This window comes from Mesorhizobium sp. LSJC285A00, from assembly GCF_000503155.1.
Classification (GTDB): domain Bacteria; phylum Pseudomonadota; class Alphaproteobacteria; order Rhizobiales; family Rhizobiaceae; genus Mesorhizobium.
Genome location: NZ_AYVK01000002.1, coordinates 163,476 through 190,319 on the forward strand (window position 1 = coordinate 163,476; position 26,844 = coordinate 190,319).

Here is a 26,844-nt window from a genome sequence, read left to right on the forward strand (position 1 = left end):
GAGAGATGGCCGGACGGACTATGTGACGTCCAGACAGAGGTACTTCAGATCGGTGAAAGCTTCGAGCCCGTGGCGCGAGCCTTCGCGGCCGATGCCGGATTGCTTGACGCCGCCGAAGGGGATCGGCGCTCCGGTGATCTTGACGCGGTTGATGGCGACCATGCCGTAGTCGAGCGCGCGGCCCATGCGTTGCTGGCGGGCGCCATTCTCGGTAACGACATAGGCGACGAGGCCATATTCTGTGGCGTTGGCACGGGCGGTCACCTCGTCCTCACTGTCGAACGGCGTGACGGCGGCGACCGGCCCAAAGGTCTCCTCGCGCATGATCAGCGCTTCGTCGCTGACATCGGCCAGCAACGTCGGCTGGTAGAACAGCGGCCCGGCCTGATGCCGCTTGCCGCCGGTGAGGCAGCGCGCGCCATGGGCGACGGCATCGGCGACCTGTTCCTCGACCTTGGTCACGGCGCGCTCATGCATCAGCGGTCCGATATCGATCTTGTCGACAAGCCCATTGCCGGTCCGCAGCGCCTCGATGCGCTCGGCAAAGGCGGCGCAGAAGCGATCGTAGATCGGGCGCTGGACATAGATGCGGTTGGCGGCAAGGCAGTCCTGGCCTGACGTTGCAAACTTGGCATCGATGGCAATGCTCACGGCGTTGTCGACATTGGCGTCGGCAAAGACGATCAGCGGCGCGTGGCCGCCAAGCTCCATCACCAATCGTTTCATCGTCGGAGCACACTGTGCGGCGATCAACCGGCCGATCTCCGTCGAGCCGGTAAAACTCATGGCGCGGACGCGCGGGTCTTCGCACATGCGCCCGACGATCGTCGCTGCCTTGCCGGTGATGACGTTGAAGACACCGGCGGGCAGGCCGGCGCGCTCGCCGAGTTCAGCCAGCGCCAGCGCCGACAGCGGCGTCTCCGAGGACGGGTGTGCGACGATGGTGCAGCCGGCGGCGAGTGCGGCCGCCGCCTTGCGGGTCAGCATCGCCGCCGGAAAATTCCAGGGCGTGACGACGCCGACGACGCCGAGCGGCTCGCGTCGCACCATCATTTCCGCTTTGGGCAGATGGCTGGTGACGCTCTCGGCGTTGAGGCGCTTTGCCTCTTCGGCATACCACTCGACGAAGGAGGCGGCGTAGTCGATTTCGCCGAGCGATTCCTGCAGCGGCTTGCCCTGTTCCAAAGTCATCAGCCGAGCGAGGTCGTCTTTCGCCGCGATAATCAGCTCGAACCATTTTCGCAGAATTCTCGACCGCTCCTGCGGCAGCAGTGACCGCCAAGCCGGGAAGGCACGCGCGGCGGCACCGATTGCCCTTGTCGTTTGCTGCGCATCGAGCGCGGCGACAAACGCGACCGTCGCGCCTGTGGCCGGATCGGTGACTTCAAAGCTTTCGGCCGCTTCGCTCGCGGTCCAATGCCCATCGACATAGGCAAGCTCGCGCAGCAGCCGGCGGTCGGAGAGGCGGTCGAGTGCCTCATGGCGATGCGAGCGGGCAAAATGCGCGGACATGGTCGAGGCCTCCCGGATCGGACGATGCGGGAAGACTATCCGTCACATGCAGACAGAGAGACTGTTTCGACGCCCTGAAGGAGAGAGAATCTCTCTATTGTGCCGTCCCGACAGACATTCTCTCCGGGCTTATGCCGACGCCGGCAACAGGTCGGCTATCGGTAGCACGATTTCGTCCTTCACCGTCTTGGTGACGATGTAGGTGAAGTAGCGGTCGATGCCGATCTCGCGCTCAAGCAAGCCGTCGACCAGCCGCTGATAGGCGTCGATGTCGCGCGCCATCACCTTCAAGACATAGTCGACGCCGCCACCGACCGACCAGCAGGCGACGATTTCGGGGATGTCGCGGATGACGCGTTCGAAGCGGTCGAAATCGGCCTGGCGATGGCTGGCCAGCGTCACCTCGATAAGCACGGTGGCGACCGGCGCCACGACGCGCATGGCGATCCTTGCGTGATAGCCCGAGACGATGCCGGCCTTCTCCAGCTTGCGCAACCGCATCCAGCACGGCGTCGGCGAAAGCCCGACCTGTTCGGCCAGCGCCAGCTTGGTGATGCGCCCTTCGCGCTGGATGACGTCGAGTATCCTGAGGTCGATCGCGTCGAGTTTCGCTGATGTCATCGGCGTCCGCTTTTTTGTCGGCATCACCATGACGGCGCATTATTTCGATTGTCAATTGCACTGATTTCGATCTCTAATAAGTCATGACATTATGGCAACCCGACCCCACGCTCCTCCGCCGGCCAGCCTATCAATCGCTGGCCGACCAGTTCGCGCGCGCCATTCATGACGGGCGGCTGGCCAACGGCGCGCGGCTTCCAACGCATCGAAGGCTGGCAGACGATCTGAAACTGTCGGTGCAGACGGTCAGCCGCGCCTACGAAGAACTGATCCGGCGCGGCCTGATTTCGGGCGAGATCGGCCGTGGCAGCTTTGTCCAGACGCAGCGCCGCGACCCGGAGCCGCCCTATCTGCCGGAGCGCCTCGGCGAGGTCATCGATCTGTCAATCCTGAAGCCGGTCTGCGAGCCGATGCATTTGGAGCGACTGAAGCAGGCGCTGGGCTGGCTGGCCGAAAACCTGCCATCCAGTTCTGCGTTGTCGTTCCGGCCCAACATGGTGTTCCCGCGTCACCGCGCGGTGGCTGTCGAATGGCTGAAACTGTGTGGGCTCGACACCTCCGCACAGAATATCAGCCTGACCAATGGCGCGACCGCCGGGATGACCGTGGCGCTGATGAGCGTTGCGCCGCCGGGATCGACTGTCGCCACCGAGGCTATCGGCCACCACACGCTGGTGCCGCTGGCGCGCTATCTCGGCTTCAACCTCGAAGGGCTGCCGATCGACGGCAATGGCTTGATCCCCGAGGCGCTGGACGAGGCCTGCCGGCTCACCGACATTCGCGCGGTATTCGTGCAGCCCTCGGTGATCAACCCGACGGCGACGCTGATGGACGCCAGACGGCGCGAAGAGATCGCCGCGGTCGCGCGCAAGCACGACATCGCCATCATCGAGAACGATGTGCTGGGTCCCTTGGTGGAGGACCGGCCGCCGCCTGTCGCGGCCTTTGCACCGGAGCGCACGCTCTACGTCACGTCCTTCACCAAGATCACCGTACCTGGCCTGCGCATCGGCTATCTCGCAGCGCCGGATCGCTACGTCGCGGCGGTGGCCAACCGGCATCTAGTGTCGAACTGGATGGCGACGCCGCTGGTGGCCGAGATCGCCACCAAATGGGTGACCGACGGCACCGCGATGGAACTCGTCCGCTGGCAGCGCACGGCCTTACGCCGCCGCCAGGATATCGCCGCCGAGGTGCTGGCCGGGGTCGACTACCGCGCCAGGCGCGACGGGCTGCATGTCTGGCTGCAGCTGCCACCCGACCGCGCCGAGGAGAGTTTTGTCGCCCAAGCCCGTTTGCAAGGCGTGGCAATAGCGCCCGGCACCTCTTTTCGCATTTCGGATACGCCTTGGCACCCGGCGGTGCGCATCTCGCTAGGCTCGACCACCGAGGGGGAACTGCGCGCCGGCTTAGGCGTTGTCACCAAGCTGCTGCTTGGCGATCCGGAGCATCTGCTGCTCGCTATCTGAGCGGAAATTGCCCTGAAATCATGCAGCGCCGGAAATATTGTCATGATTTTATTTTCCCAATTGACATGATTTGGCGCGTTCCCCATCGTTAAGGGCACAGGCTTCTCCAGCAGGGGAAATTCATTTGTCCACACCCATCATCAAGGTCGACGCCATTTCGAAGAGCTTCGGCTCGTTCAAGGTGCTGGACGGCCTGTCGATGCAGGTCATGCCCGGCGAGAAGCTGGCGCTGATCGGCCCGTCCGGCTCGGGCAAGACGACGATTCTGCGCATCCTGATGACGCTGGAGAAGATCGACGGCGGCCATATCCAGATCGATGGCGAGCAGCTCTACCACATGGAGCGCAACGGCCAGCTGCTGCCCGCCGACGAGCGGCACCTGACCAAGATGCGGCAGAAGATCGGCATGGTCTTCCAGCTGTTCAATCTGTTTCCGCACAAATGTGTCATGGATAACGTCACGCTGGCGCCGATGCTGACCAAGGGCACGCCTCGCGCCGCCGCTGAAAAGCGGGCCATGGAACTGCTCGACATGGTCGGCATGGCCGACAAGGCGAAGTCGATGCCGGCGCAGCTGTCCGGCGGCCAGAAGCAGCGCGTGGCGATTGCCCGTGCGCTGGCATTGTCGCCGAAGATCATGCTGTTCGACGAGGTGACGTCGGCCCTCGATCCGGAGCTGGTCGAGGAGGTGATGAATGTCATGCGCAAGCTCGCCGCAGAGACCGACATGACCATGCTGCTGGTCACCCACGAGATGGGCTTTGCCCACGACTTCGCCGACCGCGTGCTGTTCTTCGACCGCGGCAAGATCGTCGAAGAGGGCAAACCAGACGAGATTTTCCGCCATCCAAAGCAGGAGCGCACGCAAGGCTTCCTGAAGAAGATCATCGCGGCCGGACATCGTGTCTGACCGCTTTGCGGGGCGGAAGACCGCCCCAGACAAAACCAAGAAGACAACAAGGAGTTGGGAACAATGAAGAAACTTGGCATTCTGGCCGGCGTCGCCGGTCTCGCACTGACGGCGGTGCTCGCCGCGTCGAGCACCGGTTCGGCCGATGACAGCAAGCTCGAGCAATTGAAGGCACAGGGCTTTGCCCGCGTCGCCATCGCCAACGAGCCGCCCTATACTGCGGTCGCTGCCGACGGCAAGGTTTCGGGTGCGGCGCCCGACGTGGCGCGCGAGGTCTTCAAGCGTCTCGGTGTTGCCGACATCGTCGCTTCGATCTCCGAATATGGCGCGATGATCCCCGGCCTGCAGGCCGGCCGCTTCGACGTCGTCACCGCCGGCCTGTTCATGAAGCCGGAGCGTTGCGCGGCGGTCGTCTATTCCGAGCCGGTGCTGTGCGACGCCGAGGCGATGTTGGTCAAGAAGGGCAATCCGAAGGGCTTCAAGAGCTACGAGGACGTCGCCAAGGACACGTCAGCCACCATTGGCGCGCCCGGTGGCGGCACCGAGGAGAAGCTGGCGCTCAACGCCGGCGTGCCGCGCGAGCGCGTCATCGTCGTGCCGGACGGCCAGAGCGGCCTGAAGATGCTGCAGGACGGTCGCATCGATGCCTATTCGCTTCCCGTCCTGTCGATCAACGACCTCGTCAAGAAAGCCAACGATCCGAACCTCGAAGTCATCGCCCCAGTGGTCGGCGCGCCGGTCTATTGCGACGGCGCCGCCTTCAAGAAAGGCGAGGAGGCCCTGCGCGATGCCTTCGATGTCGAGCTCGCCAAGCTGAAGAAATCCGGCGAGTTCGCCAAGATCATCGAGCCCTACGGCTTCTCGGCCGCAGCCGCGATGTCGACCACGCGGGACAAGCTCTGCGCGGCGAAATAGCGCCGTTTTTGCCTTCTCCCTGTTCACGGGGAGAAGGTGGCCCGAAGGGCCGGATGAGGGGCGGCGCCAGGTTCTGAGAATTTAGCGCTGCCCCTCATCTGCCTGCCCGTCCTCCGCAGCAGCTGCGCTGCAGCTTCGGAGGGTGGACTGGCATCTTCTCTCCGTGAACGGGGAGAAGGAAGCTAACCGCCAACGTTGGAACCCGAATGACCCAGTGGTCCGGCTACCTCGGCCTGATATTGCAGGGAGCGCTTGTCACCATCGAGCTGACGCTGATGGGGTCGGTGCTCGCCCTGATCATGGCCTTCCTCGCCGGCATGGGCCGCGTGTCGCGCTTCTTTGCGCTGCGCTGGCTGGCCACCGCCTATATAGAATTCTTCCGCGGCACCTCGATCTTCGTGCAGCTGTTTTTTGCCTATTTCGTGTTGCCGTTGATCGGCCTCGAACTGACCCCGCTGCAGGCGGGTGTGCTGGCGCTGGGCCTCAATGTCGGCGCCTATGCGGCCGAGGTGGTACGCGGCGCCATCCAGTCGGTCGGCCGCGAACAATATGAAGCCTGCATCGCGCTCAACCTCGGCCGCTGGCAAGGCATGCGCCATGTCATCCTGCCGCAGGCGCTGCTGGTCATGCTGCCGACCTTCGGCAACAACGCCATCGAGCTGCTCAAGGCGACCTCCGTGGTGTCGCTGATCTCGCTCGCCGATCTCACCTTTCAGGCGCAGGTCGTGCGCTCGCAGACCGGCAACACGCTGGCGCCGTTCACCACCATCCTGATCATCTATTTCGCCCTGGCGCTGATCATCTCCTGGGGCGTGCGTTCATTGGAACGCCGCATGGCGCGCGGCCTCGACGGGGTGCGCGTCTGATGGATTGGGACTGGAACTTCGTCTGGGAGATCCTGCCGACGCTGATCCAGGGCGTGAAGATCACCATCCTGGCAACGCTGCTCGGCTCCGTGCTGGCCGCTGTCGTGGGTCTGGGCATCGCGCTGGCGCGACGCTCGCCCAACAAGGTCCTGTCGCGCACCGTTGGTTGGGCGGCCGAATTCATCCGCGGCACGCCACTTCTGGTGCAACTTTATTTCATCTTCTATGTCCTGCCGGATTTCGGCATCCTGTTGCCGCCGCTGGTCGCCGGCGTCATCGGGCTCGNATCCGCGGCACGCCACTTCTGGTGCAACTTTATTTCATCTTCTATGTCCTGCCGGATTTCGGCATCCTTTTGCCGCCGCTGGTCGCCGGCGTCATCGGGCTCGGCCTGCACTACGGCACCTACACGGCGGAAGTCTATCGCGCCGGCATCGACAACGTGCCGCGCGGCCAGTGGGAGGCGGCCAAGGCCTGCAATCTGAGCGCCACGCAGACCTGGACCAACATCATCATTCCGCAAGCGATCCCACCGATGATCCCGGCGCTGGCCAATTATTTCATCGCGATGTTCAAGGAGACACCGCTGCTATCGGCAATCACCGTGCTGGAGCTGATGAACCAGGCAAAGAGCGTCGCCAACACCTACTATCGCTACATTGAGCCGATCACGCTGGTCGGCGCTTTCTTCCTCGTCATCAGCCTCTTCTCGGTCGTGCTGCTGCGCTGGCTGGAACATCGCTACGGCAAGATCGAAAGGTAATTCTCAAGATGAAACCGCTGCCCGAAATCAGGCTGATGCCGACAAGGCCGGCGCTCGATGCGCGCCCGCTGGAAAAGCGCGTCGGCCTGATCATCCTTGCCACCGACCACACCAGCGAACCGGATTTCCGCCGCATGGTGGCGAGCGAGCGCATCGGCGTCTATGTCGCGCGCATTCCCTACAAGAATCCGACGACGCCGGAAAACCTTCGCAAGATGCAGCCGGAGCTGGCGGCGGGCGCCGCGCTGATCCTGCCAGACGAGCCGCTCGACGCGATCTGCTACTCCTGCACCTCGGCCTCGGTGGTGATTGGCGACGCCGAGATCGAGGCGGCGATCCAGTCTGCCAAGCCGGGTGTTCCTGTGGTCACGCCGCCCATGGCAGGCGTCCGCGGGCTGAAGGCGCTGGGTGCCAAGAAGATCAGCATCCTCACCCCTTACACCGTCGAAACCTCCAGGCCGATGGCGACGTATTTCGGCGAGCGCGGCTTTGAGATCGTCAGCTTCACCTGCCTCGGCTTCGAGGACGATCGCGAGATGGCGCGCATTGCGCCGGCAGCGATCGTCGACCTAGCTCGTGAGGCGACGCATGCGCAGGCCGATGCACTGTTCGTGTCCTGCACCGCATTGCGCGGAGCGCTCGCGGTTCCCGGCATGGAACAGGCGATCGACCGCCCGGTCGTCACCAGCAATCAGGCCAGCGCCTGGAATTGTTTGCGGTTGTGTGTCGACGGGACGTCGCATCCCGAATTCGGCCGTCTGATGACGCTGCCTTTGCCGCGCGATTGACGATCATGACGACAGTCACCCTTAACGATATTCGTGCCGCCCGGGAGCGAATTGCCGGCAAAATCGAACGCACGCCGACAGGGTTATCTCACAGCCTTTCCGAACGACTGGGCGTCCCCGTCCACCTCAAGCTTGAACACCGTCAGACCACCGGGAGCTTCAAGCTGCGCGGCGCCTCGAATGCCGTTGCTTCGCTGAGCGCCGAGGAGAAGGCGCGCGGCGTGGTCGCGGCCTCGACCGGCAATCATGGCCGTGCGCTGGCCCATGCCGCGAAGCTGGAAGGCATGCGTGCGGTGATCTGCATGTCGCGGCTGGTGCCGGGCAACAAGCTCGACGAAATCCGTCGGCTTGGCGCGGATGTCCGCATCATCGGCAACAGCCAGGACGAGGCGCAGCAGGAGGTCGAGCGGCTGGTGGCGCAAGAGGGGCTGGTGATGTTGCCGCCCTTCGACCATCCCGCCATCGTCGCCGGGCAAGGCACGCTCGGACTGGAGATGATCGAGCAGGTCCCGGATGCCGCTCTCGTCCTGGTGCAGCTCTCCGGTGGTGGACTCGCCTCGGGCATCGCCGCCGCCGTCAAGGGCGTCAGCCCCGGGACAAAAATCATCGGCGTTTCGATGGCGCGCGGCGCGGCGATGAAGGCCAGCCTCGATGCCGGCCGTCCGGTCGAGGTCGAGGAGTTGCCGACACTGGCGGATTCGCTCGGCGGCGGCATCGGTCTCGACAACCGGCTGACCTTCGCCATGTGCCGCGATCTGCTCGACGACGTCATCCTGCTCAGCGAGGACGAGATCGCCGCCGGCATCCGCCATGCCTATGAACAAGAGCGCGAGATCGTCGAAGGCGCCAGTGCGGTCGGCATCGCTGCGCTACTCGCCGGCAAGGTCAGGGCGACCGGGCCGGTGGTCGTTCTTCTCTCGGGCCGCAATATCGACATGAACACGCATCGCAAGATCGTCTGCGGTGACGCAATCGCGGAGCGCGCGGCATGAAAACTCTCCCACGCCGAATTCCCGCCCACCCCCCTCTGTCCTGCCGGACATCTCCCCCGCAAGGGGGGAGATCGGCAGCTTCGATGCGGTCGCTATTCTTGCTGCGCTGGAGATTGGCGAAGGCAGGAGTGCAGTCCAATCTCCCCCCTTGCGGGGGAGATGGCCGGCAGGCCAGAGGGGGGTGTGACGGAACACTATCCTTCGTGGTGCGCGCTAGTATGGAGCGCGACACATGAGCCGGATGACGATCCTCACCGAGAAGGAACTGCGCACAATCGTGCCGCTCGATCTCGACGCGGCCGCCTGCGTCGAAAACGCTTTCCGCGCGCTCGCCACATTGCCGGTGGCGATGCCGCCGATCCTGCGGTTGGACATTCACGAGCAGCGCGGCGAGGTCGATGTGAAGTCGGCCTATGTGCCTGGAATAGACGGTTTCGCCGTTAAGATAAGCTCCGGCTTCTTCGACAATCCGAAGCTCGGTCTGCCCAGCGGGGGCGGCATGATGGTGTTGCTCTCGGCAAGAACCGGTGTGGTCGAGGCGCTGCTGCTGGACAATGGCTATCTCACAGATGTCCGCACCGCTGCTGCCGGCGCCGTCGCGGCGAAGCATCTGTCGCGGCCGGATTCGTCCGTCGCCGCAATCTTCGGCGCCGGCGTGCAAGCCGGGCTGCAACTCGAAGCGCTCATGTTGGTGCGGCCGATCGCCGAGGCACGTATCTGGGCGCGCGATGCGGTCAAGGCGGAGACGGCCGCAGGCGCGCTGCGCGAAAAGCTCGGCATTCTCGTGCGCGCCGAGCCGGATGCAGCCAAAGCAACCATCGGCGCCGACATCATCGTCACCACCACGCCCTCGACCGAGCCGCTGATCAAGGCCGGCTTTGTCGTTGCCGGGCAGCACATCACCGCCATGGGCTCGGATGCCGAACACAAGAACGAGATCGCGCCGGCGATCCTGCGCATGGCCGATCTCTATGTCGCCGACAGCGCCAAGCAGACACGGCGTCTGGGAGAACTGCATCACGCCATCGCATCGGGCGTGATGGGAGCCGATGCCGCGGTCACCGAACTCGGCCAGATCATCGCCGGCGAACGGCACGGAAGGCGCTCACCCAGCGACATCACCATCGCCGACCTCACCGGCACCGGCGTGCAGGATACGGCGATCGCCACGCTCGCTCGCAACCGGGCGCGGGCGGCCAATGCCGGAACCATTTTTGAAAGCTGATGCTGGCCAAAGCGTGATCCGGAAGTGGAACCCGGTTTTTCCCAGAGATCACGTTCAAACAAGAACGACGAGCCTGTTTCCAACAAAGTTGAAACAGGCTCCAGGCCCAACAAACGAGGACCAAGAACAATGCAGCCGAACCTAAAATTCTCGCGTGGCGAATTTGCGGATCGCCTCGCCAAGACGCGAAAAGCCATGGAGGGGAAAGGCGTCGATCTGCTTGTTATCAGCGACCCATCCAACATGGCCTGGCTGACCGGCTATGATGGCTGGTCGTTCTATGTGCATCAGGCGGTGATCGTGCCACCATCGGGCGAGCCGGTCTGGTACGGTCGCGGCCAGGATGCCAATGGCGCCAAGCGCACCGCCTATCTCGCGCATGACAACATCGTCGGCTATGCCGACCACTACGTGCAGTCGACCGAGCGCCACCCGATGGATTTTTTGGCCAGAGTGCTCAGTGATCGCGGCTGGGGCAAGCTGACCATCGGCGTCGAGATGGACAATTACTGGTTCTCGGCTGCCGCCTTCGCCGCGTTGCAGAAGCACCTGCCCAACGCCCGCTTCGTCGACGCGACAGCGCTGGTCAATTGGCAGCGCGCGGTGAAGAGCCCGACTGAAATCGACTATATGCGCAAGGCGGCCCGCATCGTCGAAGCCATGCACCAGCGCATCGTCGACAAGATCCAGGTCGGCATGCGCAAATGCGATCTGGTCGCCGAGATCTACGATGCCGGCACGCGCGGCGTCGATGGCGTCGGCGGCGACTATCCGGCGATCGTGCCGCTGCTGCCGTCGGGCGCCGACGCCTCGGCGCCGCATCTCACCTGGGACGACCAGCCGATGAAGTCGGGCGAGGGCACCTTCTTCGAGATCGCCGGCTGCTACAACCGCTACCATTGCCCGCTGTCGCGCACCGTCTTTCTCGGCAAGCCGACACAGGAATTCCTCGATGCCGAGAAGGCGACACTGGAAGGCATGGAGGCGGGGCTGGCGGCGGCAAAGCCCGGCAATGCCTGCGAGGACATCGCCAACGCCTTTTTCGCCGTGTTGAAGAAATATGGCATCGTCAAGGACAACCGCACCGGCTACTCCATCGGCCTATCCTATCCGCCGGATTGGGGCGAACGCACCATGAGCCTGCGCCCCGGCGACCGCACCGAACTCAAGCCCGGCATGACCTTCCATTTCATGACCGGCCTGTGGCTGGAGACGATGGGACTGGAAATCACCGAATCCATCCTGATCACCGAAACCGGTGTAGAGTGCCTCGCCAATGTACCGCGCAAACTGGTGGTGAAGAATTGAGCCCGATGCCTAGCCTCCGCCCATCTCCGATCGCGCCGACCGTCGATTTCGACAAGGACGGCGTGCAACATGGTTTCCTGCGCCTGCCCTACAGCCGCGACGACTCGGCCTGGGGCTCGGTGATGATCCCGATCTGCGTCATCCGCAACGGCAAGGGGCCGGCCGCGCTGCTCACCGGCGGCAACCATGGCGACGAGTATGAGGGGCCGCTGGCGCTCTACGATCTTGCCCGCACGCTCGATCCCAAACAGGTCAGCGGCACGGTGATCATTGTGCCGGCGATGAACTATCCGGCCTTCCGCGCCGGCACGCGGACGTCGCCGATCGACAAGGGCAATATGAACCGCAGCTTTCCCGGCCGCCCCGACGGCACGGTGACCGAGAAGATCGCCGACTACTTTCAACGCGAACTGCTGCCGCGCGCCGACCTCGTCTTCGATTTCCACTCCGGCGGCAGGACGCTGGATTTCGTGCCCTTCTGTGCCGCGCACACGGTGCCCGACAAGGCACTGGAGCAGAAAGCCTTCGACGCGGTCGCCGCATTCGCGGCTCCGTTCTCCATGCGCATGATCGAGATCGACTCCGTCGGCATGTACGACACGGCGGCGGAGGAAATGGGCAAGGTCTTCGTCAGCACCGAGCTTGGCGGCGGCGGCACCTCGCGCGCACAGACGGTGCGGATTGCGCGGCGCGGCATCAGCAATGTGCTGCGTCATGCCGGCATTGTCGCCGGTGCAGTAGAGAAGAGCCCGACGCAGTGGCTCGACATGCCGTCGGGCGATTGCTTCTCCTTCGCCGAGGACGACGGCATGATCGAAACCATGGTCGATCTCGGCGAGCCTGTGAAAGAAGGCTCGGTGCTGGGGCGCATCCATTCCACCGGCCGCACCGGCATCGCTCCGCAGGAAATCCGGGCAAAAATGTCCGGCATTCTGGCCGCGCGGCATTTCCCCGGCCTGGTCAAAGCCGGTGACTGCGCCGCCGTCCTGGCCGTTGTGGTTTCATCGTGATTTCGCAGAGTACGCCGCGCGAATATCAGTCGGTCTGGATCCAGACCGACTTGGTCTCCAGATACTCGTGCAGATGNCCTCGCGGCCATAACCCGAGATCTTCATGCCGCCGAACGGCACCGCCGGGTCGATGGCATGGTACATGTTGACCCAGACCGAGCCGGCCTTGACCCGGCGCGCAAGCTTGTGCGCGGTGCCCAGATGCGTGGTGAAGATGCCGGCGGCCAGGCCATAGGGCGTCGCATTGGCACGCGCCACCGCTTCGTCGAGCGTGTCGAAGGGCATCGCCGAAATGACCGGGCCGAAAATCTCCTCGCGCGCGATGGTCATCTGGTCCGACACGGCGCCGAAGACCGTCGGCGCAATGAAGTTGCCGCCATCGTAGAGCTCGCCGGTCAGCCGCGAGCCACCGGCGACCAGTTCGGCGCCTTCGTCGCTGCCGGCCCTGATATAGCCCTCCACCTTGCCTGCCTGCCTGGCATTGATGAGCGGTCCGATTTCCGTCTCTGCCTCGATGCCATGGCCGATCCGCAGTCTGCCGGCGAAATCGGCGAGCCGGCGGACGAACTCGTCATGGATTTCGCGCGCCACGAACAGCCGCGAGCCGGCAATGCAGATCTGGCCCGAATGCACGAACACCGCCATCGCCGCGATCGGAACAGCCTTGTCGATGTCGGCGTCGCGGCAGACGATGATCGGCGACTTGCCGCCGAGCTCCAGTGAAACGCGTTTGAGGTTGGCCACGGCTGCCCGCGCGATGGCCTGGCCGGTCAGCGTCGATCCGGTGAAAACGATCTTGTTGACGTCTGGATGTTCGGCGAGCCGCGCACCGGCTTCGGCCCCGGTGCCGGTGACGACGTTGACGACGCCGTCGGGCACGCCGGCTTCCTGCATCAGTTGCGCGATCAGCAGCGGCGTCAGCGACGCATCCTCGGACGGTTTCAGCACGATGGTGCAGCCTGTCGCCAGCGCCGGCGCGATCTTCCAGATCGAGGCGGCGGTCGGCGCGTTCCAGGGAATGATCGCACCAACGACGCCCACCGGCTCGCGCCGGGTGAAGGTGACGATCTCGCCGGGAATCGAATTGTCGATCGTCTCGCCATGCAGCGCCGTCGCCATGCCGGCATAGAAGCGCAGCATGCCGATGACGCGGCGCCGGTTGGCGAGCGTGCGCGTGATCGGCAGTCCCATATCGAGCGTGTCGGAAACGCTGAGCTCTTCCCAATGCGTCTCGAACAGATCGGCGATCCTGAGCAGCACGCACTGCCGCTCGTAGGGCGAGAATTTGGACCATGGGCCTTCGAAGGCCGCGCGCGCGGCGGCCACCGCCGAGTCGATATCGGCAGCCCCGCCGCGCGGCACTGTCGCCAGCACCTCGCCTGTTGCCGGATTGAGTGCCTGCATGCCCTGGCCGGACTGCGCCGCGACCCACTTGCCGCCAATGAACATCGGTCGGAATTCGCCATGGTACAACGCCGTGGCCTTCGCCTTCGGGTCGAAGTTCAGCGTCATCTTTTCCTCCTCGCAATTCCGTGGCGACTATTACTCCCGCCGCCGGCCTCAAACAAGGAAAGCTAAAGGGCGCTCAGATAATCAGGTTGTGCGGGTGACTTCCGATCACGCGAGCAACAAGAAACAGACAGCCGCTAGAGCATGATCCCGAAAAGTGGGAACCGGCTTTCGGAAAAGATCGTGCTTCGACAAACGGCATCTAGAAAAATCATCCGGCATCTAGAAAAATCATCGCGAGTTGTCGGAGCGCGTCGCTGAAAGCTCAACGAGGCAAGCCGATCATTGCCCACGGCGACCGCGATGCCGGCATTGCAGACGAGAGCGCAACAGGTAGTCGCCCGCCGCCACCCAGCGCTCACCCGTGGCCGGATCGATCGTGGCCGTTCCAGCCGGCTTCACCGTGACAGAGGTTTCGCGCGCCGCTTCGCTGCAATCGCTGTTGGATGACTGCTCGCGGAAGCAAGATCGGTCAGCGGCCTCGCGACTTGCAAACATTGGCAGTTGAGCCGCAACCGACGGTGCCTGCATCGATCGAGCACGCCGGTCCGTCACTCCGGAAGTCCGGCCTTTCGGAAGCCATCGACGAAATGGTCGAGCGTGGCAGTGTCGCGGAACGGCTCCGTCTCGACCCAGTGGCGGGTGGTGAAATGTGGGTTTGCGACAAGGAACAGGTCGACCTCGGCGCGCGCCTCGTCGATCCGGCCGAGTTGCGCAAGGCTTGCCGCAAGGAAACGGCGCGAGCTTGTCCGATACGTCTCGTCCCGGCGCGTCGTCTCGACGGCGGCTTCATAGTCGCGCGCCGCATATTGCGCCTGGCCGAGCGTCAGATAGTACCAGCTTGCCGGAAACGGGTTCAGCCGGAACGCCTTGCTGATATAGTCGAGGCCCTCCTCGACGCGCCCGGCCAGGACCGCGATGTCGGACAATGTCGCCCAGGCATCGGCCTCGTTCGGGTCGAGCTCGAACGCCTTGGCAAATCCCACATCCGCTTCGTCGAATCTGCGCTCATAGGCAAGCAGGTTAGCAAGCACCCAGTGGCAGCCGGCATCGTTGGGATCGATCGCCACAGCCTTGCGCGCCAGTTCCAGGGCAAGGCCGCGGGCAGGCTCAATGGGCTCTCCCCAATGCACCCATCCCATCCAGTGGTTCATGGCAAGCCAGCGATAGGCTTCGGCATAGTCCGGATCGAGCGCAAGCGCGCGCGTCAGCAACAGATGCGCTTCGCGCGCCGTCTCCGGCGAGACGTCGATCAGGTTGCGGGCTCGCACGCACAGATCGTAGGCCTCGAGATTTCGGGGCCGGTTGCGCGGCAGCGGCGCGCGCAGCCGGCCAAGCAGCGCCTCGACGATCTTGGCCGTCACCTCGTCCTGAACGGCAAAGATATCTTCCAGGCCGCGATCGAAGCGGTCTGCCCACAAATGCTCGCCGCTCAGCGCGTCGACCAGCTGGGCGTTGATGCGCACGCGCCCGGCGGCGCGTCTGGCGCTGCCCTCCAAGAGATAGCGCACGCCAAGTTCTCTGGCGACCTCGCGCACATCCACCGCCTTGCCCTTGTAGGCAAAGGTCGAGTTGCGCGCGATGACGAACAGGCCGCCGATCCTCGACAGGTCGGTGATCAGGTCTTCGGTCAACCCGTCGGCGAAGGCTTCCTGCTCGGGGTCGTTGCTGAAATTGGCAAAGGGCAGCACGGCTATCGACGGTTTGGCGGGCAGCGGCAAAGCCTGTCGCTTCTCGTCGCCGAGCTGTTCGATGGCGCCGGCGAAGCGATAGCCGACGCGCGGAACGGTCGATATCCATTCTCCGCCGTTCGTGGTCGGACCCAGCAGCTTGCGCAATTGCGCAATCTGGACGGTGAGGTTGCCTTCCTCAACGGCGGTGCCTGGCCATGCCGCATCCATCAACTCGGCCTTGGCCACGATCTCGCCGGGCCGGGCGACGAGCGCCGCCAGCAGCTGCAGTCCGCGGTGGCCGGCGGCGACGGGAACTTGGTCCCGAAGGAGCGTTCCCGCACCCGGATCGAGCACGAACGGACCAAAGGCAAAGCGCGATCCCTGCATAACGCGCATCTATAGAGCAATTCCAGGAAAGGTGTGAAGGCGGTTTTCCCACGGGAAAGCGCGGAGCGCTTCACGGACGTATGGCGTCAAAACAAAGAGTTGAGCACCTCGCCGTTTCCATGAAACGGCGAGGTGCTCTAGCCGGCTTGGAACTTTTGAGAACTATTTGGCTGCGCTTAATTACGGCGCCGTCCGCATGCGGCAGAATTCAACCTCTTTCGAGCCGAGGGCTGTCGCCCCTCAAACCGAATGGAGGTTGCCATGAACGATACCCTTGCTTCTGCTCGTGCAGCCTTGCCGGAAAAGGCGGTGTCATCGGGCCGGCGTCCGACGGGCCCGCGGGGCATGATCGCGGCCTGGCGCGAGCGGATACGCTTTCGCTGGGACCTCAAGCAGATGGCGGAGGCCAATCCGCACCTGATCGACGATATCGGTCTGACCAGACGCCAGGTCGAGGCCGAAATCGTCAAACGCTTCTGGCAAGTGTGAGCTGATGTCGCGGATAAGACCCGCCCGCCTGTTTGGGCGTACCGCGGCGTTTTGCCGGCATTTGCACTTGCCGGAACGTGCCGATCCTGCTTCGAAGTCGGCATGAGCGCCGAAGACGCGACGTCACCGCCGGAGAACCACATCGCATGGGCCGCGATGGCCGGCATCATCGCGACAGTTACGGTGTTCGCCGTAGCACAGGGGCTGACCTATCCGCTGCTCAGCTTCATCCTGGAACGGCAAGGGACGACACCGGGCCTTATCGGCCTCTCGGCCGCGATGACGCCTCTGGGTTTCATTGTATCGTCGCTCTTCACGCCGGCGCTGGTCCGGCGGGTGGGCGCGGCGCGCTTTGCGGTTGTGTGTTCGATCCTGGCAGCAACCGTCCTGATCGCGATTGCCTGGACGCAGGATGTATGGGCCTGGATGCCGTTGCGCTTCCTGCTCGGCTTCTTTGCCAATCCGCTTTACGTGATCAGTGAAACCTGGCTGGTCTCGATCACACCCGCCGCACGCCGAGGCCGCATCATGGGCCTATACTCCTCCATCGTTTCCGCCGGCTTTGGCCTCGGCCCGCTGTCGCTAGGCTTGGTCGGCACGCAAGGATGGCCACCCTTCATCATCGGCAGCGCGGCCTTCCTTGTCTGCGGCCTGATCGTGCTTGCCGTCGCGCCGCGCCTGCCCGACATGCCGCGTGAGGGCGAAGCGGTTTCGGTCGGCGGCTTCTTCGCGCTGGCGCCGCTGCTCTTGTTCGCAGTCTTCACGGCTGCCGCCTTCGAGCAAGTCCTGCTTTCGCTGTTCGCGGTCTATGGTGCCGCGCTCGGCAGCACTGAGCAGCGCATCGCTTCGCTCATCACCTGTTTCATCGCCGGCAATGCCGTGCTGCAGGTCGTGCTTGGGCGCGCCGCCGAACGGTTTGGCTCGAAGCCGATGATGCGGTTCTGTGTCCTGGCTTGCCTGGCCGGTTGTTTGCTGTTGCCGTTGCTCTTCGCTACGTGGCTTGTCTGGCCGCTCTTCTTCGTCTGGGGCGGGGTCTCGTTCGGGATCTACACGCTGTCGCTGATCCAGCTCGGCGAGCGTTTCACCGGTCAAGCCTTGATCGCCGGCAATGCCGCCTTCGCGTTCGTATGGGGGGTAGGCGGCATCGTCGGCTCACCCGTGGCCGGGCTGGCGATGCAACTGACCGGACATCAGGGACTGCCATTGTCGCTTGGCCTGCTGTGCTGCGTGCTGGTGGTGTTTCTGCTGGCGGAGTTACGGCGGGTTGACCGCGTTCAGGCGTAAGGCGTGCCTGCCATTGCTGCCTTCGGGCCGATGCTGCCCTTGTCGACAATAGCGAGAAAGGCCGGACCCGCCTCGTCGCCGTCCTGGGTTTCTCGAAGCGTCCGATCCGCCTCGATGAACGCCACGGCCGCCAGGCGGGTGTCGGGTCTGCAGCTTACGCCCGCCGCCTTCGGATAGTGCCACCATTAGGATATCCCAGCTCGTCGCGTTCGCTCTCGCTCGCGCCGACGCCGGCCCAGTCCGGACCAGCAATGTCTTCAGCTGCCATGTCTTCAAACCTCGATGTCAGGCGAAAACGCGGCCGCCGTAGAAACTCGGCGGCCGCCAATGGCGACGCTATATTCGCCCGAGAACAACCAGAATGATCACGATGATCAGCACCAGCCCGAGGCCACCGCCGCCATAGTAACCAGTGCCGTAGAACGGGCCGCCGCCGAGGCCGCTGAAGCCGCCGAGCAACGCGATGATCAGGATGATAATAAGAATGGTACCCAGGCCCATATGCCGTCTCCTTCGCTGCCGCGCCGTTCACGGCGCGGCTCGAAGAACTAAACTCCCAGCAAGCCTTCCTGTTCCCCGGCGATTTTCATCCGACGGCTAAGGAACGAAAGCCATCATGACGGCGTTTGCTGAGGTTCAGGCGCAAGCTGCGCGTGCATCGCGCGCCAGGCGGCGCGTAGAATTCAGAATTTACGCGGGATTGCCCTTTAGGCGGCCGGCCGCTCCTCCACCTGAACGCGCGGCAGGCGTGACGCCGGGCTTACGCTGGAAGGCGGGCTGAAACGTGTCGTCATCTGAAGCCGAATTGGTCGACGACGAGTTTTGGCCCCGCACCATTCCCAGTCGAGCTGAACCGGCAGCAGCTCACGTCGCCTTGCCGGCCGGCGCGCCTATGTCTTCCTCGGCAATATCGTCGAACGATGCGTAGTTCATGTTGTAGAGCCTGGCATAGAGGCCCTTGGCCGCCATCAGCTGCTCGTGATTTCCGCTCTCGACGATCTCGCCGTTCTGTAAGACGATGATGCGGTCGGCGCCGCGTATGGTCGCCAGCCGGTGCGCGATGACCAGCCCGGTGCGGCCTTCCAGCAGCGTGACCAGTGCCTTCTGGATCAGCATCTCGGTGTAGGAATCGATGCTCGCCGTCGCCTCGTCCAGCACCAGGATTTTCGCATCCGCCACCAGTGCGCGTGCAAAGCTGATCAGCTGGCGCTGGCCGAGGGACAGATTGCCGCCGCGCTGTTCGAGCTCGGTGTCGTAGCCGTCAGGCAAATGCTCGATGAAGTCGTGCGCGCCGACGGCTTGCGCGGCGCGCACAACCTCTTCGCTGGTAGCCGATGTCTTGTGGTAGCGGATGTTCTCCAGCACCGTGCCGGAAAACAGGAACGGCTCCTGCAGCACCATCGCCACCTGATCGCCGAGCGAATCCTGCGTCACGTCGCGCACATCGTGGCCGCCGACCCGCACCTCGCCCGACCAGACGTCGTAGAAGCGGTGCACCAGCGCCATGCAGCTCGACTTGCCCGAACCGGTGGGGCCGACAAGCGCAACCGTCTCGCCCGGATTGACGCGGAAGGAGATGTTTTTCAGCACCGGCTGGTTCTGCCGGTAGCCGAAGGTGACGTTCCTGAACTCGACCGAACCGTCCATGTCGCGCGTCAGCGTCACCGCGCCCTGTCTGTCGCTGACGTCGACCGGTACGTCGAGCACTTCGGAGATGCGTTGGCCCGACGCCATGGCGCGCTGCATGACCGAGTACTGCATGGTGAGCGAGCGGATCGGGTCGAAGAAGCGCTGGATATAGAACAGGAACGCCACCATGACGCCGATGTCGAGGCTGTGCGACAGCACCATCGAGCCGCCGACGACGATCACGGTTGCCATCGCAATGCCGGTCAGCGTGTCGACGATCGGCACCATCACCTGCGCATATTTGGCCGAGGTCAGGTGAGCCCTGAGATTGGCCAGCACCTTCTCGTCATAAAGGTCGAAATTGACGTGCTGGCGCTCCAGGCTCTGCACCGTGCGAACGCCATGGATGCCTTCGGCCAGCGCGCCATTGGCGATCGAGTTGGTCTCATGCGCGGCCATGAAGGCGATCTTGGCGCGCGGCAGCCAGAACAGGCGCACGATGAACAACGCCGGCATGGTCGACAGCGTCAGCAGACCGAGCCGGAAATCGAGCCACAACAGAACGCTGACGATGCCGAACAGCAGCACGATGTCGCCCACCGACATCACCGAGGTCTCGAGGAATTCCTGCATGGAATTGACGTCGCCCTGCAGGCGCGACATCAGCCGGCCCACCTCGGTCTTGTCCATGAAGCCCAGCGAGACGCGCTGCAGATGGCTGAACATGGCGCGGCGCAAATCCGACAGCACATTCTCGGCCACCTTGCCGACGACGCTTTCCTGGACATAGCTGGCGGCATAGTTGATCAGGATGATCAGGGCGAAGGCACCGATCGCCCAGTTCATGACGGAGCTGTCGGCCTTGCCCGCCGCCATGCCGTGGTCGATGGCGTAACGGATGACCAGCGGGATCGCCAATTGCGTCAGAGTGAACACCAAAACGGCGGCCACCGAGATGAAGATCCGGCCCTGATACGGTCTCACGAAGCTCCAGATGCGGCGCACGATGCGCGGATCGTAGACCTTGCCGAAGACCTCTTCCTCGTCGCGGTGCGAACCGACGACGGCCCTGGTGGGCCGCCGGCTGGTGTCTTCTTTTTCGTCGTGACCCGGTGTCGACATTATGCGGCTCCCACCGCCACCGGCAAATCGTCGTCCGGCCGCAGCTGCAGGTCGTAAAGCGCGCGGTAGCGACCACCCAGCGCCAGCAATTCCTGGTGCGTGCCGCGCTCGGCGATGCGGCCATTCTCGATGAACAGGATCTGGTCGGCATGCATCAGCGAACTCAGCCGGTGCGAGATGATCAGCGTCACGCGGTCCTTGGCGAAGCGCTTCATCGCGGTGCGGATTCGCTGCTCGGTGCCGGCGTCGACAGCCGCGGTGGAATCGTCGAAGACCAGCACCGAAGGCCGCAGCATCAGGGTGCGGGCGATGGTCAGGCGCTGCCGCTGGCCCCCGGAAAGCGATGACCCGCGCTCGCCCACGACCGTGGTGTAGCCGGCCGGAAGCCCGATGATGTAATTGTGCAGCTGGGCGTATTCAGCCGCCTGCCCGATGCGGGTCTCGCGCGCCCACGGATTGCCATAGGCGATGTTGTTTTCGATCGAGGTGGTGAACAGGAAAGCGTCCTGCTGCACGACGCCGACCGCCTTGCGCAGCGATTGCAGCGTGACCTCGCGTATATCCTGCCCGTCGATGGTGATCGCGCCTGACCTCACATCGTAGAAGCGCGGGATCAGATGCGCGATGGTCGACTTGCCGCTGCCCGGCGGGCCGACAATGCCGACGGTCTCGCCGGACCTGGCCTCGAAGGAAATGCCCGACAGCGCCGGCCGGCCGCCGGCGCCCGCGTAGCGGAAGCCGACATTGTCGAAGCGCAGCACGCCTTCGCTGACCACGAGATCCTTGGCATCGGGCGCATCCTCGATGTCAAGTTCGGCGTCGAGCAGCTCGAACAGCCTTGTGCCGCAGGTCGAGGCGCGGGCGAACGAGTTGACCATCAGCCCGAGCTGGCGCACCGGCATCTGCAGGATGGTCATGAAGGTGAGGAACTGCGCCAGCGTGCCGACGCTGATCTGGCCCGCGATCACCTTCTGGCCACCGAACCACAGCACCAGGCCCATGGCCGCCAGGAAGGAAAAATTCATGGCGCTGGTGTTGGAGACGCGGATGTCGACGCGCTGGTCGGCAAGCTCCAGCGCCGACTTCTTGGCGCGGTCGAATTTTTCCAGCTCATGCCGCTGCGCCGCAAAGGCGCGCACGACGCGGATTCCGCCGAGGTTCTCGTCCATCACCCGGCTCAGCACCGACAGCCGCTCCTGCAGCGTCAGCCAGGTGCTGCGCAGCCTGAGCTGTGTGACCGAGGAGCGCCAGGCGACGAACGGCACGAAACTCAGACTGAGCAGCCCGAGCTCGAGATCGGTGCTGATCAGGAGATAGGAGCCGACGCCGATCAGCACGCCGAGCAGCACCACGCGCAATATGCCGGTGGAAAAGAACATGCGCACGCCGTCGAGGTCGAGCAGGCCAAGCGTGATCAGGTCGCCGGTATGCACCCGGTCATGGAAGGAAAAGCTCAGCCGCTGGATCTTTTCGTAGAAAGCCAGGCGCAGCTCATAGCCGGTGCGGTGGCCGACGGCCTCGCCGTAATAATTCTGCGCCATCGTGAAGAGGCCGCGCAGGATGCTGACGACGAGCAAGGTGATCGCCGTCGTCCACAGCGCCTGCTCAGCCGCCGCGCCGCCGCCTCCAGCCATCACGCCTTGCGCCTGGTCGATGGCGTGGCCCAGCAGGCGCGGGATGAACAGCTGCAGCGTCGCGGCGATGAAAGTCGAGGCGATGGTGATCGCAACTTGCCAAGGATGGCGCAGCGTCATGCGCACGATGCGCAGCAGCGTGCTGAGGCCCTTGCCCCAGGACGCCTCCGCCACATGGGCAAACGATTTGCCGCGCTTCGCCGCGCCGCTGGTTGCGTCCCTTGCCAAGGAAATATCCAATCCGGTCCGGACATTAGCCCAGACGAATGAAAACAGACTCAGTTTCAGATACCGCGATGGTACGCCTCGATTTTGACCGTTCAAGGGCCAATGGCGGTATCGCACTGTGCCTGAAAGGGGCTGATCGTCCGCGACCGCTTAAGCCCGTGTCGGCGTTAGAGGCGGCAGGCTCGTCACTTTAGGCCGATTGAAAAGATGCGAGCATGTGGGTTGCGCCAACCGCCATCATGCGTGACCTCGGCCAATGTGATCGGCTGCGGGACCGAGCGCAGTGAGCAGCGCCTTGCCGCTTTCCAGCGTCGCATTCTCATGCGGCGCGCGCAGGTTGAGCCAGCGTTTGTCGCCGGAGCGCACCGCCAGCACGGCCTTCATTGCCGGGATCAGGCCTGCATCCTGGATCACCTTGCGGAACGCCCTGATCGCGGCGTCCGCTTCCGTGACGTCTTGGCCAGCGATCGTCGCGTCGTAGAGGGCGCGGATGGCCGCAGCGTTGAGATTGACGGTCGCGGAGATACAGCCCGCAGCACCACTGGCGAGCCCCTTGGTCAGTTGCGCCTCCGAGCTGGGGAACAACGCGACGTCGGGTGCGGCGGCAATCACCGCCGCCGTGTTGTTCCAGTCGCCGGCGCTATCCTTGTAGGCGACGACCGTCTCTGGAAACGCCGCGCTCAACCGGGCGGTCAGGGCAGGGCTTACCGGCACGCCGGAGTTCTGCGGGATGTGGTAGAGGATCATCTTCAGCGCCGGGTTGGCCACCCTTTCGATCAGCTCGCTGTAGTAGCGCGCCTGGCCATCGTCCCCGGCGGCCGTGTAGAAGAACGATGGCAGCACCATCACGGCGGCGCAGCCGAGGCCGACCGCGTGCTTCGACAGTTCGACGGTTTCGGGCAGTGCGGTGACGCCGGTGCCGGGCATCATGCGCCCCGGCGAAATGCCTGATGCAACCAGCCATTCCAGCGCCTGCATGCGCTCGTCGAGCGAGAGCGACAGTGCCTCGCCCGTGGTGCCGAACGGCGACAGCAAATGGGCGCCCTGGCCCAGCACCCATTTGGCATGTGAGATCCACAGGTCACGGGCAATGCGGCCATCGTTCTCGAACGGCGTCAGGATCGGGGCGATGGTTCCTTGCGGGCGGGGCATGTCGGTCCTTCCATCGGTGCTGGAAATCAGCTTGGCATAGAGCATACGTACGATGCGATCTGCCAGAGGCGATCTCTTGGGCCACCGCGCCGGCCGTGGGAAAACTTGCGGGTCATTGCCGCGAAATTCTGGCCCTTCGGTCTGCCGCAACCAGATGACGCCGGCGTCAATGGGTTGCAAATGGACCGGGGTTGCAAATGGACCAGGGTTGCAAGTGGACCAGCCAAGCCCGAAATGTCGAACAGAGACAGATCCGGAAACGGCATGCACCCACGATTGCTCAAGACCTTCCTCGCCGTGGCGCGGCACCGCAACATCACCCGCGCAGCGCGGGAGGTTCATCTGGCGCAGTCGAGCGTCAGCGACCAGATCCAGTCGCTGGAAAGCGAACTTGGTGTCGTCCTCTTCATCCGCTCGCGCCACGGCCTCGACCTGACGACGGCCGGCGACGCGCTGAAACCCTATGCGGAAGAGATTCTGCAACTGGCGGAGGAGGCGCGTATTGCCGTCGAGGCAACGACGGGAATGACCGCCGGAACGGTTACGGTCGGCGCGCTGGAGACGATTGCCACCGTCAGACTTCCGCAATTGCTGGCGGCCTTTCAAGGCGACCACCCGGAGATCGGTCTGCGGCTGAAAATCGCCGGCAGCGATGCCCTGCTGCGGCAGCTCGAAGAGAGCGAGATCGACGTCGCCTTCTGTTTCGACAAGGGCGGTCAGGACGAACGTCTGGCCCGGCGCACGATATCGGCCGAGCCGCTGGTCCTTGTCGCCTCGCCCGAAGATGCGGCCGCATCGCGACAGAACGACCTGGCCGCGCTCGCCGCGATGCGTTTCGTGGTGACGGAAACCGGATGCGTCTACCGGCATCTGTTCGACACTGCCTTTGCCGAGATGGCAGCGCCAGAACTTGCCGCCGAAGTCGGCAGCATCGGGGCCATTGCGGGCCTGGTGGCGACTGGTGTCGGCATGGGCCTGGTGCCGCGGCTGGCCGTTGCCGACGCGCTCGATCGCGGCGAGATCGTCGAATTGCCGTGGCCGGGGTCGGCCCGCACGGCGTCGCTGGTCATGGTCTGGCGCCGCCGGCGGGTTCAGCCGCCGGCGCTGAAACTGCTGCTGGCGGTCGCGGCCAGGAATTTCGCTGCGCTCAGATCAGCCGATGACCGCCCTCGACATGCAGAACCGTCCCTGTCGTAAAACCGTTGCCCATCAGAAAGGCGATGGCATCGGCAATGTCGTCCGGCTGTCCGACGCGGCCGACCGGCAGGCGCCTGGCCATTGCATCGAGCGTCTCGTCCTTCTTGTCGCCGGCCACAAAACTCCAGATCGGCGTGTCGACCCAGCCCGGCGAGACGGCATTGACACGGACCGGCGCCAGCTCGACCGCCAGCGCCCGCACCAACCCTTCCAGCGCAGCGTTGACGGCGGCAACGACCGAGCCGCGCGCCGCCGGCCGGTAGGCGGCAATGCCTGAGGTGAAGGTGATGGAGCCGTTGGCCGAAAGCTGCGGCGCGCCATGCTTGGCGAGCAGCAGCGGCCCGTAGAATTTGCTTTCGACGACTCTCTGCGCCGCCTTCAGGTCGATCGCAGGCAATAACTCATAGGCGCCTTCGATATCGGCGGCGGTGCTGACGATATGGTCGAGCCGGCCAATCCGCTTGAACAGGTCAGCGACCTGATCCTCCCTGGCGATATCGGCCGCGACGGCGCTCAAAGCGGAAGGGTTCTGCAGCGCCTCGCCGGCACGCTTGAGCCTGGCTTCACTGCGGCCGACGATGATGACTTCGGCGTCTGAGTCCAGGCACCGCCTTGCCAACGCCAGCCCCATTCCGGAGCTGCCGCCAATGATAGCGATTTTCGATTTTGCGATGTCTGCCATGTTTCCGTTCCTGTCCTGAACCGCTCCGGCGAGAGTCGCAGACCGGCGGCAGGAGTGGAAACGGAAGAAAGCGATAGTGCCATCGGAGGCTCCGATGGCACTATCGTCGATAGCAACGGACGCGGGCCGCTCCGTCGAGTGCCCGCCTGTCAATGAAGTGCGCTCAGTAGCCGACCGTGAAGCGCTGCTTGATATGCGCCGGCTTTTCGATCTCGTCGGCCATGACGATGGCATAGTCCTCGAAGGAAATGCTGCTGCCCTTGTCGGACGTCAGCAGCGTGTCCTTGCCGATGCGGTATTTGCCGGTCCGCTCGCCGGCGACGAACAGCGCCGAAGGCGACAGCAAGGTCCAGTCGAGATCGTCGACCGTCCGCAGCGTGTCGAGGAAGTCGGCGCCCTTCTGTGCCTCGGCCTTGTAGATATCAGGGAAGGTCGGCGTGTCGACCAGGCGCTTGCCGGGCGCAACCTCAAGGCTGCCGGCGCCGCCGACGACGAGGTAGCGTTTGACGCCGGAAGCACGCACGGCTGCGATGAGCGTATCGGGATCGCTGTCGAGGAAATGCACCGAGGAGATCACCGCGTCATGACCCTTGATCAGGGCGGCAAGGCCATCCTTGTCGAAGACGTCGCCCTTCTTGGCAGTCACGCCCGGAAGTGCCGCGATCTTGTCTGGATGCCGGGCAATGGCGGTGATGCTGTGCCCGCGATCGGAGAGTTCCTTAAGCAGGCGGGAGCCGACCTGGCCGGACGCGCCGATAAGTGCGATTTTCATGGGGATTTTCCTTTCGTCTGGGGAGAATTTCGTCTGGGGAGAATTTCTGGGACTACGCCGCCTCGATGTGAGCGACGAGATTGTCGTAGCTGCCGAACAGCGCGTTGGCGCCGATCAGGCGCGGCGCCGTTTGGCCGATCACCGCCAGCGCGGGAACGCCATTGGCATGCAGCCGTTGGAACAACATCCGCCCGCGGCTGACCAGGTCGTCATGCTTCGCCAGAAACGGCTGCGTCGGCGCCTTCAAGAGCTTTGCCGCGTCGCTCATGCCGGCGTCGGTCAGTACCGCGGCGACGCCGTCAACCGTCACAATATCGCGACCGTCGACATAGCGGGCATGCTGGATCGCCTTCAGTGCCGCAAGTTCCTGGCGCCAGTCGTCCAGCCCGGCGGCGTTGATGCCCATGGTGGCAGCGGAAGAATCGAGCAAGGTGCCGCTGACATTGAGCACATTGTCGAGATAGGCCTGGCTGAAGCGCTGTCCGCTCAGCCGCGCGATGCGCTGGTCATTGTCCCAGGCGTGGGCGGCAAAACCTGCATCCAGCGGCCGCGCGCCGGCACCGGAGAAAAGCCCCACCGGCAGCAGTTGGAGCGCGGTCCCGCCGGCGGCCAGTCGATCCAGCATCGGCGTGGCGCCATAGCACCAACCGCAGAGCGGGTCGAAAAGATAGGTTAGGGTTGCATTGGTCATGGCGGCCTCACTCTGT

General features: G+C 64.1%; 23 protein-coding genes and 3 pseudogenes. 14 read left to right on the plus strand and 12 right to left on the minus strand.

Features of this window, described 5'->3' with window-relative positions; genetic code table 11:
* Positions 1-18 precede the first annotated feature (18 nt).
* Positions 19-1,512: an NAD-dependent succinate-semialdehyde dehydrogenase gene (locus X726_RS164420; RefSeq protein ID WP_023667870.1), complete on the minus strand. Its 1,494-nt coding sequence runs from the start codon at positions 1,510-1,512 to the stop codon at positions 19-21.
* A gap of 129 nt (positions 1,513-1,641) precedes the next feature.
* Entirely contained in the window at positions 1,642-2,133 is a 492-nt protein-coding gene (locus X726_RS164415; protein WP_031214542.1) for an Lrp/AsnC family transcriptional regulator, read from the minus strand.
* Between the two features lie 83 nt (positions 2,134-2,216).
* On the opposite strand from X726_RS164415, the gene X726_RS164410 reads away from it, so the two are divergent.
* From X726_RS164410 to doeB, 11 genes and pseudogenes are all read left to right on the plus strand, one after another.
* A complete protein-coding gene (locus X726_RS164410) occupies positions 2,217-3,602 on the plus strand; it encodes a PLP-dependent aminotransferase family protein (protein ID WP_023667872.1) in 1,386 nt (461 codons plus the stop codon).
* A 124-nt stretch (positions 3,603-3,726) separates the two neighbouring features.
* Positions 3,727-4,512 (plus strand): ectoine/hydroxyectoine ABC transporter ATP-binding protein EhuA, encoded by a 786-nt coding sequence (ehuA, locus tag X726_RS164405; RefSeq protein WP_023667873.1) that lies wholly within the window; start codon positions 3,727-3,729, stop codon positions 4,510-4,512.
* A gap of 63 nt (positions 4,513-4,575) precedes the next feature.
* Positions 4,576-5,427: an ectoine/hydroxyectoine ABC transporter substrate-binding protein EhuB gene (gene ehuB / locus X726_RS164400; RefSeq protein WP_023667874.1), complete on the plus strand. Its 852-nt coding sequence runs from the start codon at positions 4,576-4,578 to the stop codon at positions 5,425-5,427.
* A 206-nt stretch (positions 5,428-5,633) separates the two neighbouring features.
* On the plus strand, positions 5,634-6,293 hold the full coding sequence (gene ehuC / locus X726_RS164395) for an ectoine/hydroxyectoine ABC transporter permease subunit EhuC (RefSeq protein WP_023667875.1): 660 nt from the start codon (positions 5,634-5,636) through the stop codon (positions 6,291-6,293).
* Positions 6,293-6,577, plus strand: a pseudogene (locus tag X726_RS1000000172195) (ABC transporter permease subunit); the annotation flags it as partial. The gene ehuC and the pseudogene X726_RS1000000172195, both read left to right, overlap by 1 nt.
* 2 nt (positions 6,578-6,579) lie before the next feature.
* A pseudogene (ehuD, locus tag X726_RS1000000172200) lies at positions 6,580-7,056 on the plus strand (ectoine/hydroxyectoine ABC transporter permease subunit EhuD); the annotation flags it as partial.
* Between the two features lie 8 nt (positions 7,057-7,064).
* Positions 7,065-7,844, plus strand: coding sequence for an ectoine utilization protein EutA (gene eutA, locus X726_RS164385; RefSeq protein WP_023667877.1), 780 nt, complete (start codon positions 7,065-7,067; stop codon positions 7,842-7,844).
* A 5-nt stretch (positions 7,845-7,849) separates the two neighbouring features.
* Complete coding sequence (gene eutB / locus X726_RS164380; RefSeq protein WP_031214546.1) at positions 7,850-8,836, plus strand: hydroxyectoine utilization dehydratase EutB; 987 nt, start codon at positions 7,850-7,852, stop codon at positions 8,834-8,836.
* A gap of 232 nt (positions 8,837-9,068) precedes the next feature.
* Positions 9,069-10,061: a cyclodeaminase gene (locus tag X726_RS164375; RefSeq protein WP_031214548.1), complete on the plus strand. Its 993-nt coding sequence runs from the start codon at positions 9,069-9,071 to the stop codon at positions 10,059-10,061.
* A 129-nt stretch (positions 10,062-10,190) separates the two neighbouring features.
* The gene (gene doeA, locus X726_RS164370) at positions 10,191-11,369 is read left to right on the plus strand and encodes an ectoine hydrolase DoeA (protein ID WP_023667880.1); all 1,179 of its coding nucleotides are present in this window, start codon (positions 10,191-10,193) and stop codon (positions 11,367-11,369) included.
* Between the two features lie 5 nt (positions 11,370-11,374).
* Complete coding sequence (doeB, locus tag X726_RS164365) at positions 11,375-12,379, plus strand: N(2)-acetyl-L-2,4-diaminobutanoate deacetylase DoeB (protein WP_023667881.1); 1,005 nt, start codon at positions 11,375-11,377, stop codon at positions 12,377-12,379.
* 25 nt (positions 12,380-12,404) lie between these two features.
* Here doeB and X726_RS27495 read toward each other — a convergent pair.
* A pseudogene (locus tag X726_RS27495) lies at positions 12,405-13,891 on the minus strand (aldehyde dehydrogenase family protein).
* Between the two features lie 548 nt (positions 13,892-14,439).
* Complete coding sequence (locus X726_RS164360; RefSeq protein WP_031214550.1) at positions 14,440-15,957, minus strand: winged helix-turn-helix domain-containing protein; 1,518 nt, start codon at positions 15,955-15,957, stop codon at positions 14,440-14,442.
* Between the two features lie 252 nt (positions 15,958-16,209).
* On the opposite strand from X726_RS164360, the gene X726_RS164355 reads away from it, so the two are divergent.
* The gene (locus X726_RS164355) at positions 16,210-16,437 is read left to right on the plus strand and encodes a hypothetical protein (protein WP_023692229.1); all 228 of its coding nucleotides are present in this window, start codon (positions 16,210-16,212) and stop codon (positions 16,435-16,437) included.
* Positions 16,438-16,539: 102 nt separating this feature from the next.
* Complete coding sequence (locus X726_RS164350) at positions 16,540-17,721, plus strand: MFS transporter (protein ID WP_023667885.1); 1,182 nt, start codon at positions 16,540-16,542, stop codon at positions 17,719-17,721.
* On the opposite strand, the gene X726_RS1000000172205 is transcribed toward X726_RS164350, so the two are convergent.
* The 5 genes from X726_RS1000000172205 to X726_RS164335 form a co-directional block, all read right to left on the minus strand.
* Positions 17,712-17,846, minus strand: coding sequence for a hypothetical protein (locus X726_RS1000000172205; RefSeq protein ID WP_023667886.1), 135 nt, complete (start codon positions 17,844-17,846; stop codon positions 17,712-17,714). The two genes, X726_RS164350 and X726_RS1000000172205, sit on opposite strands and share 10 nt — an antisense overlap.
* A gap of 211 nt (positions 17,847-18,057) precedes the next feature.
* Entirely contained in the window at positions 18,058-18,222 is a 165-nt protein-coding gene (locus X726_RS1000000168445) for a DUF3309 family protein (RefSeq protein ID WP_023667887.1), read from the minus strand.
* Between the two features lie 363 nt (positions 18,223-18,585).
* On the minus strand, positions 18,586-20,472 hold the full coding sequence (locus tag X726_RS164345; RefSeq protein ID WP_023667888.1) for an ABC transporter ATP-binding protein: 1,887 nt from the start codon (positions 20,470-20,472) through the stop codon (positions 18,586-18,588).
* Positions 20,472-22,334 (minus strand): ABC transporter ATP-binding protein, encoded by a 1,863-nt coding sequence (locus X726_RS164340; protein WP_027050144.1) that lies wholly within the window; start codon positions 22,332-22,334, stop codon positions 20,472-20,474. The genes X726_RS164345 and X726_RS164340 overlap by 1 nt, the downstream gene beginning before the upstream one ends.
* Positions 22,335-22,571: 237 nt before the next feature.
* A complete protein-coding gene (locus X726_RS164335) occupies positions 22,572-23,486 on the minus strand; it encodes a dihydrodipicolinate synthase family protein (protein WP_031214551.1) in 915 nt (304 codons plus the stop codon).
* Positions 23,487-23,750: 264 nt separating this feature from the next.
* Between X726_RS164335 and X726_RS164330 the strand changes: the two genes are divergently transcribed.
* On the plus strand, positions 23,751-24,683 hold the full coding sequence (locus X726_RS164330; protein ID WP_031214553.1) for a LysR family transcriptional regulator: 933 nt from the start codon (positions 23,751-23,753) through the stop codon (positions 24,681-24,683).
* Here the strand turns inward: X726_RS164330 and X726_RS164325 are convergent.
* The 3 genes from X726_RS164325 to X726_RS164315 form a co-directional block, all read right to left on the minus strand.
* Positions 24,634-25,365, minus strand: a complete 732-nt coding sequence (locus tag X726_RS164325; RefSeq protein ID WP_023667892.1) for an SDR family oxidoreductase — start codon at positions 25,363-25,365, stop codon at positions 24,634-24,636. The two genes, X726_RS164330 and X726_RS164325, sit on opposite strands and share 50 nt — an antisense overlap.
* Before the next feature lie 163 nt (positions 25,366-25,528).
* Complete coding sequence (locus X726_RS164320) at positions 25,529-26,137, minus strand: NAD(P)-dependent oxidoreductase (RefSeq protein ID WP_023667893.1); 609 nt, start codon at positions 26,135-26,137, stop codon at positions 25,529-25,531.
* Positions 26,138-26,189: 52 nt separating this feature from the next.
* Positions 26,190-26,828: a DsbA family protein gene (locus tag X726_RS164315; protein WP_031214555.1), complete on the minus strand. Its 639-nt coding sequence runs from the start codon at positions 26,826-26,828 to the stop codon at positions 26,190-26,192.
* Between the last annotated feature and the right edge of the window lie 16 nt (positions 26,829-26,844).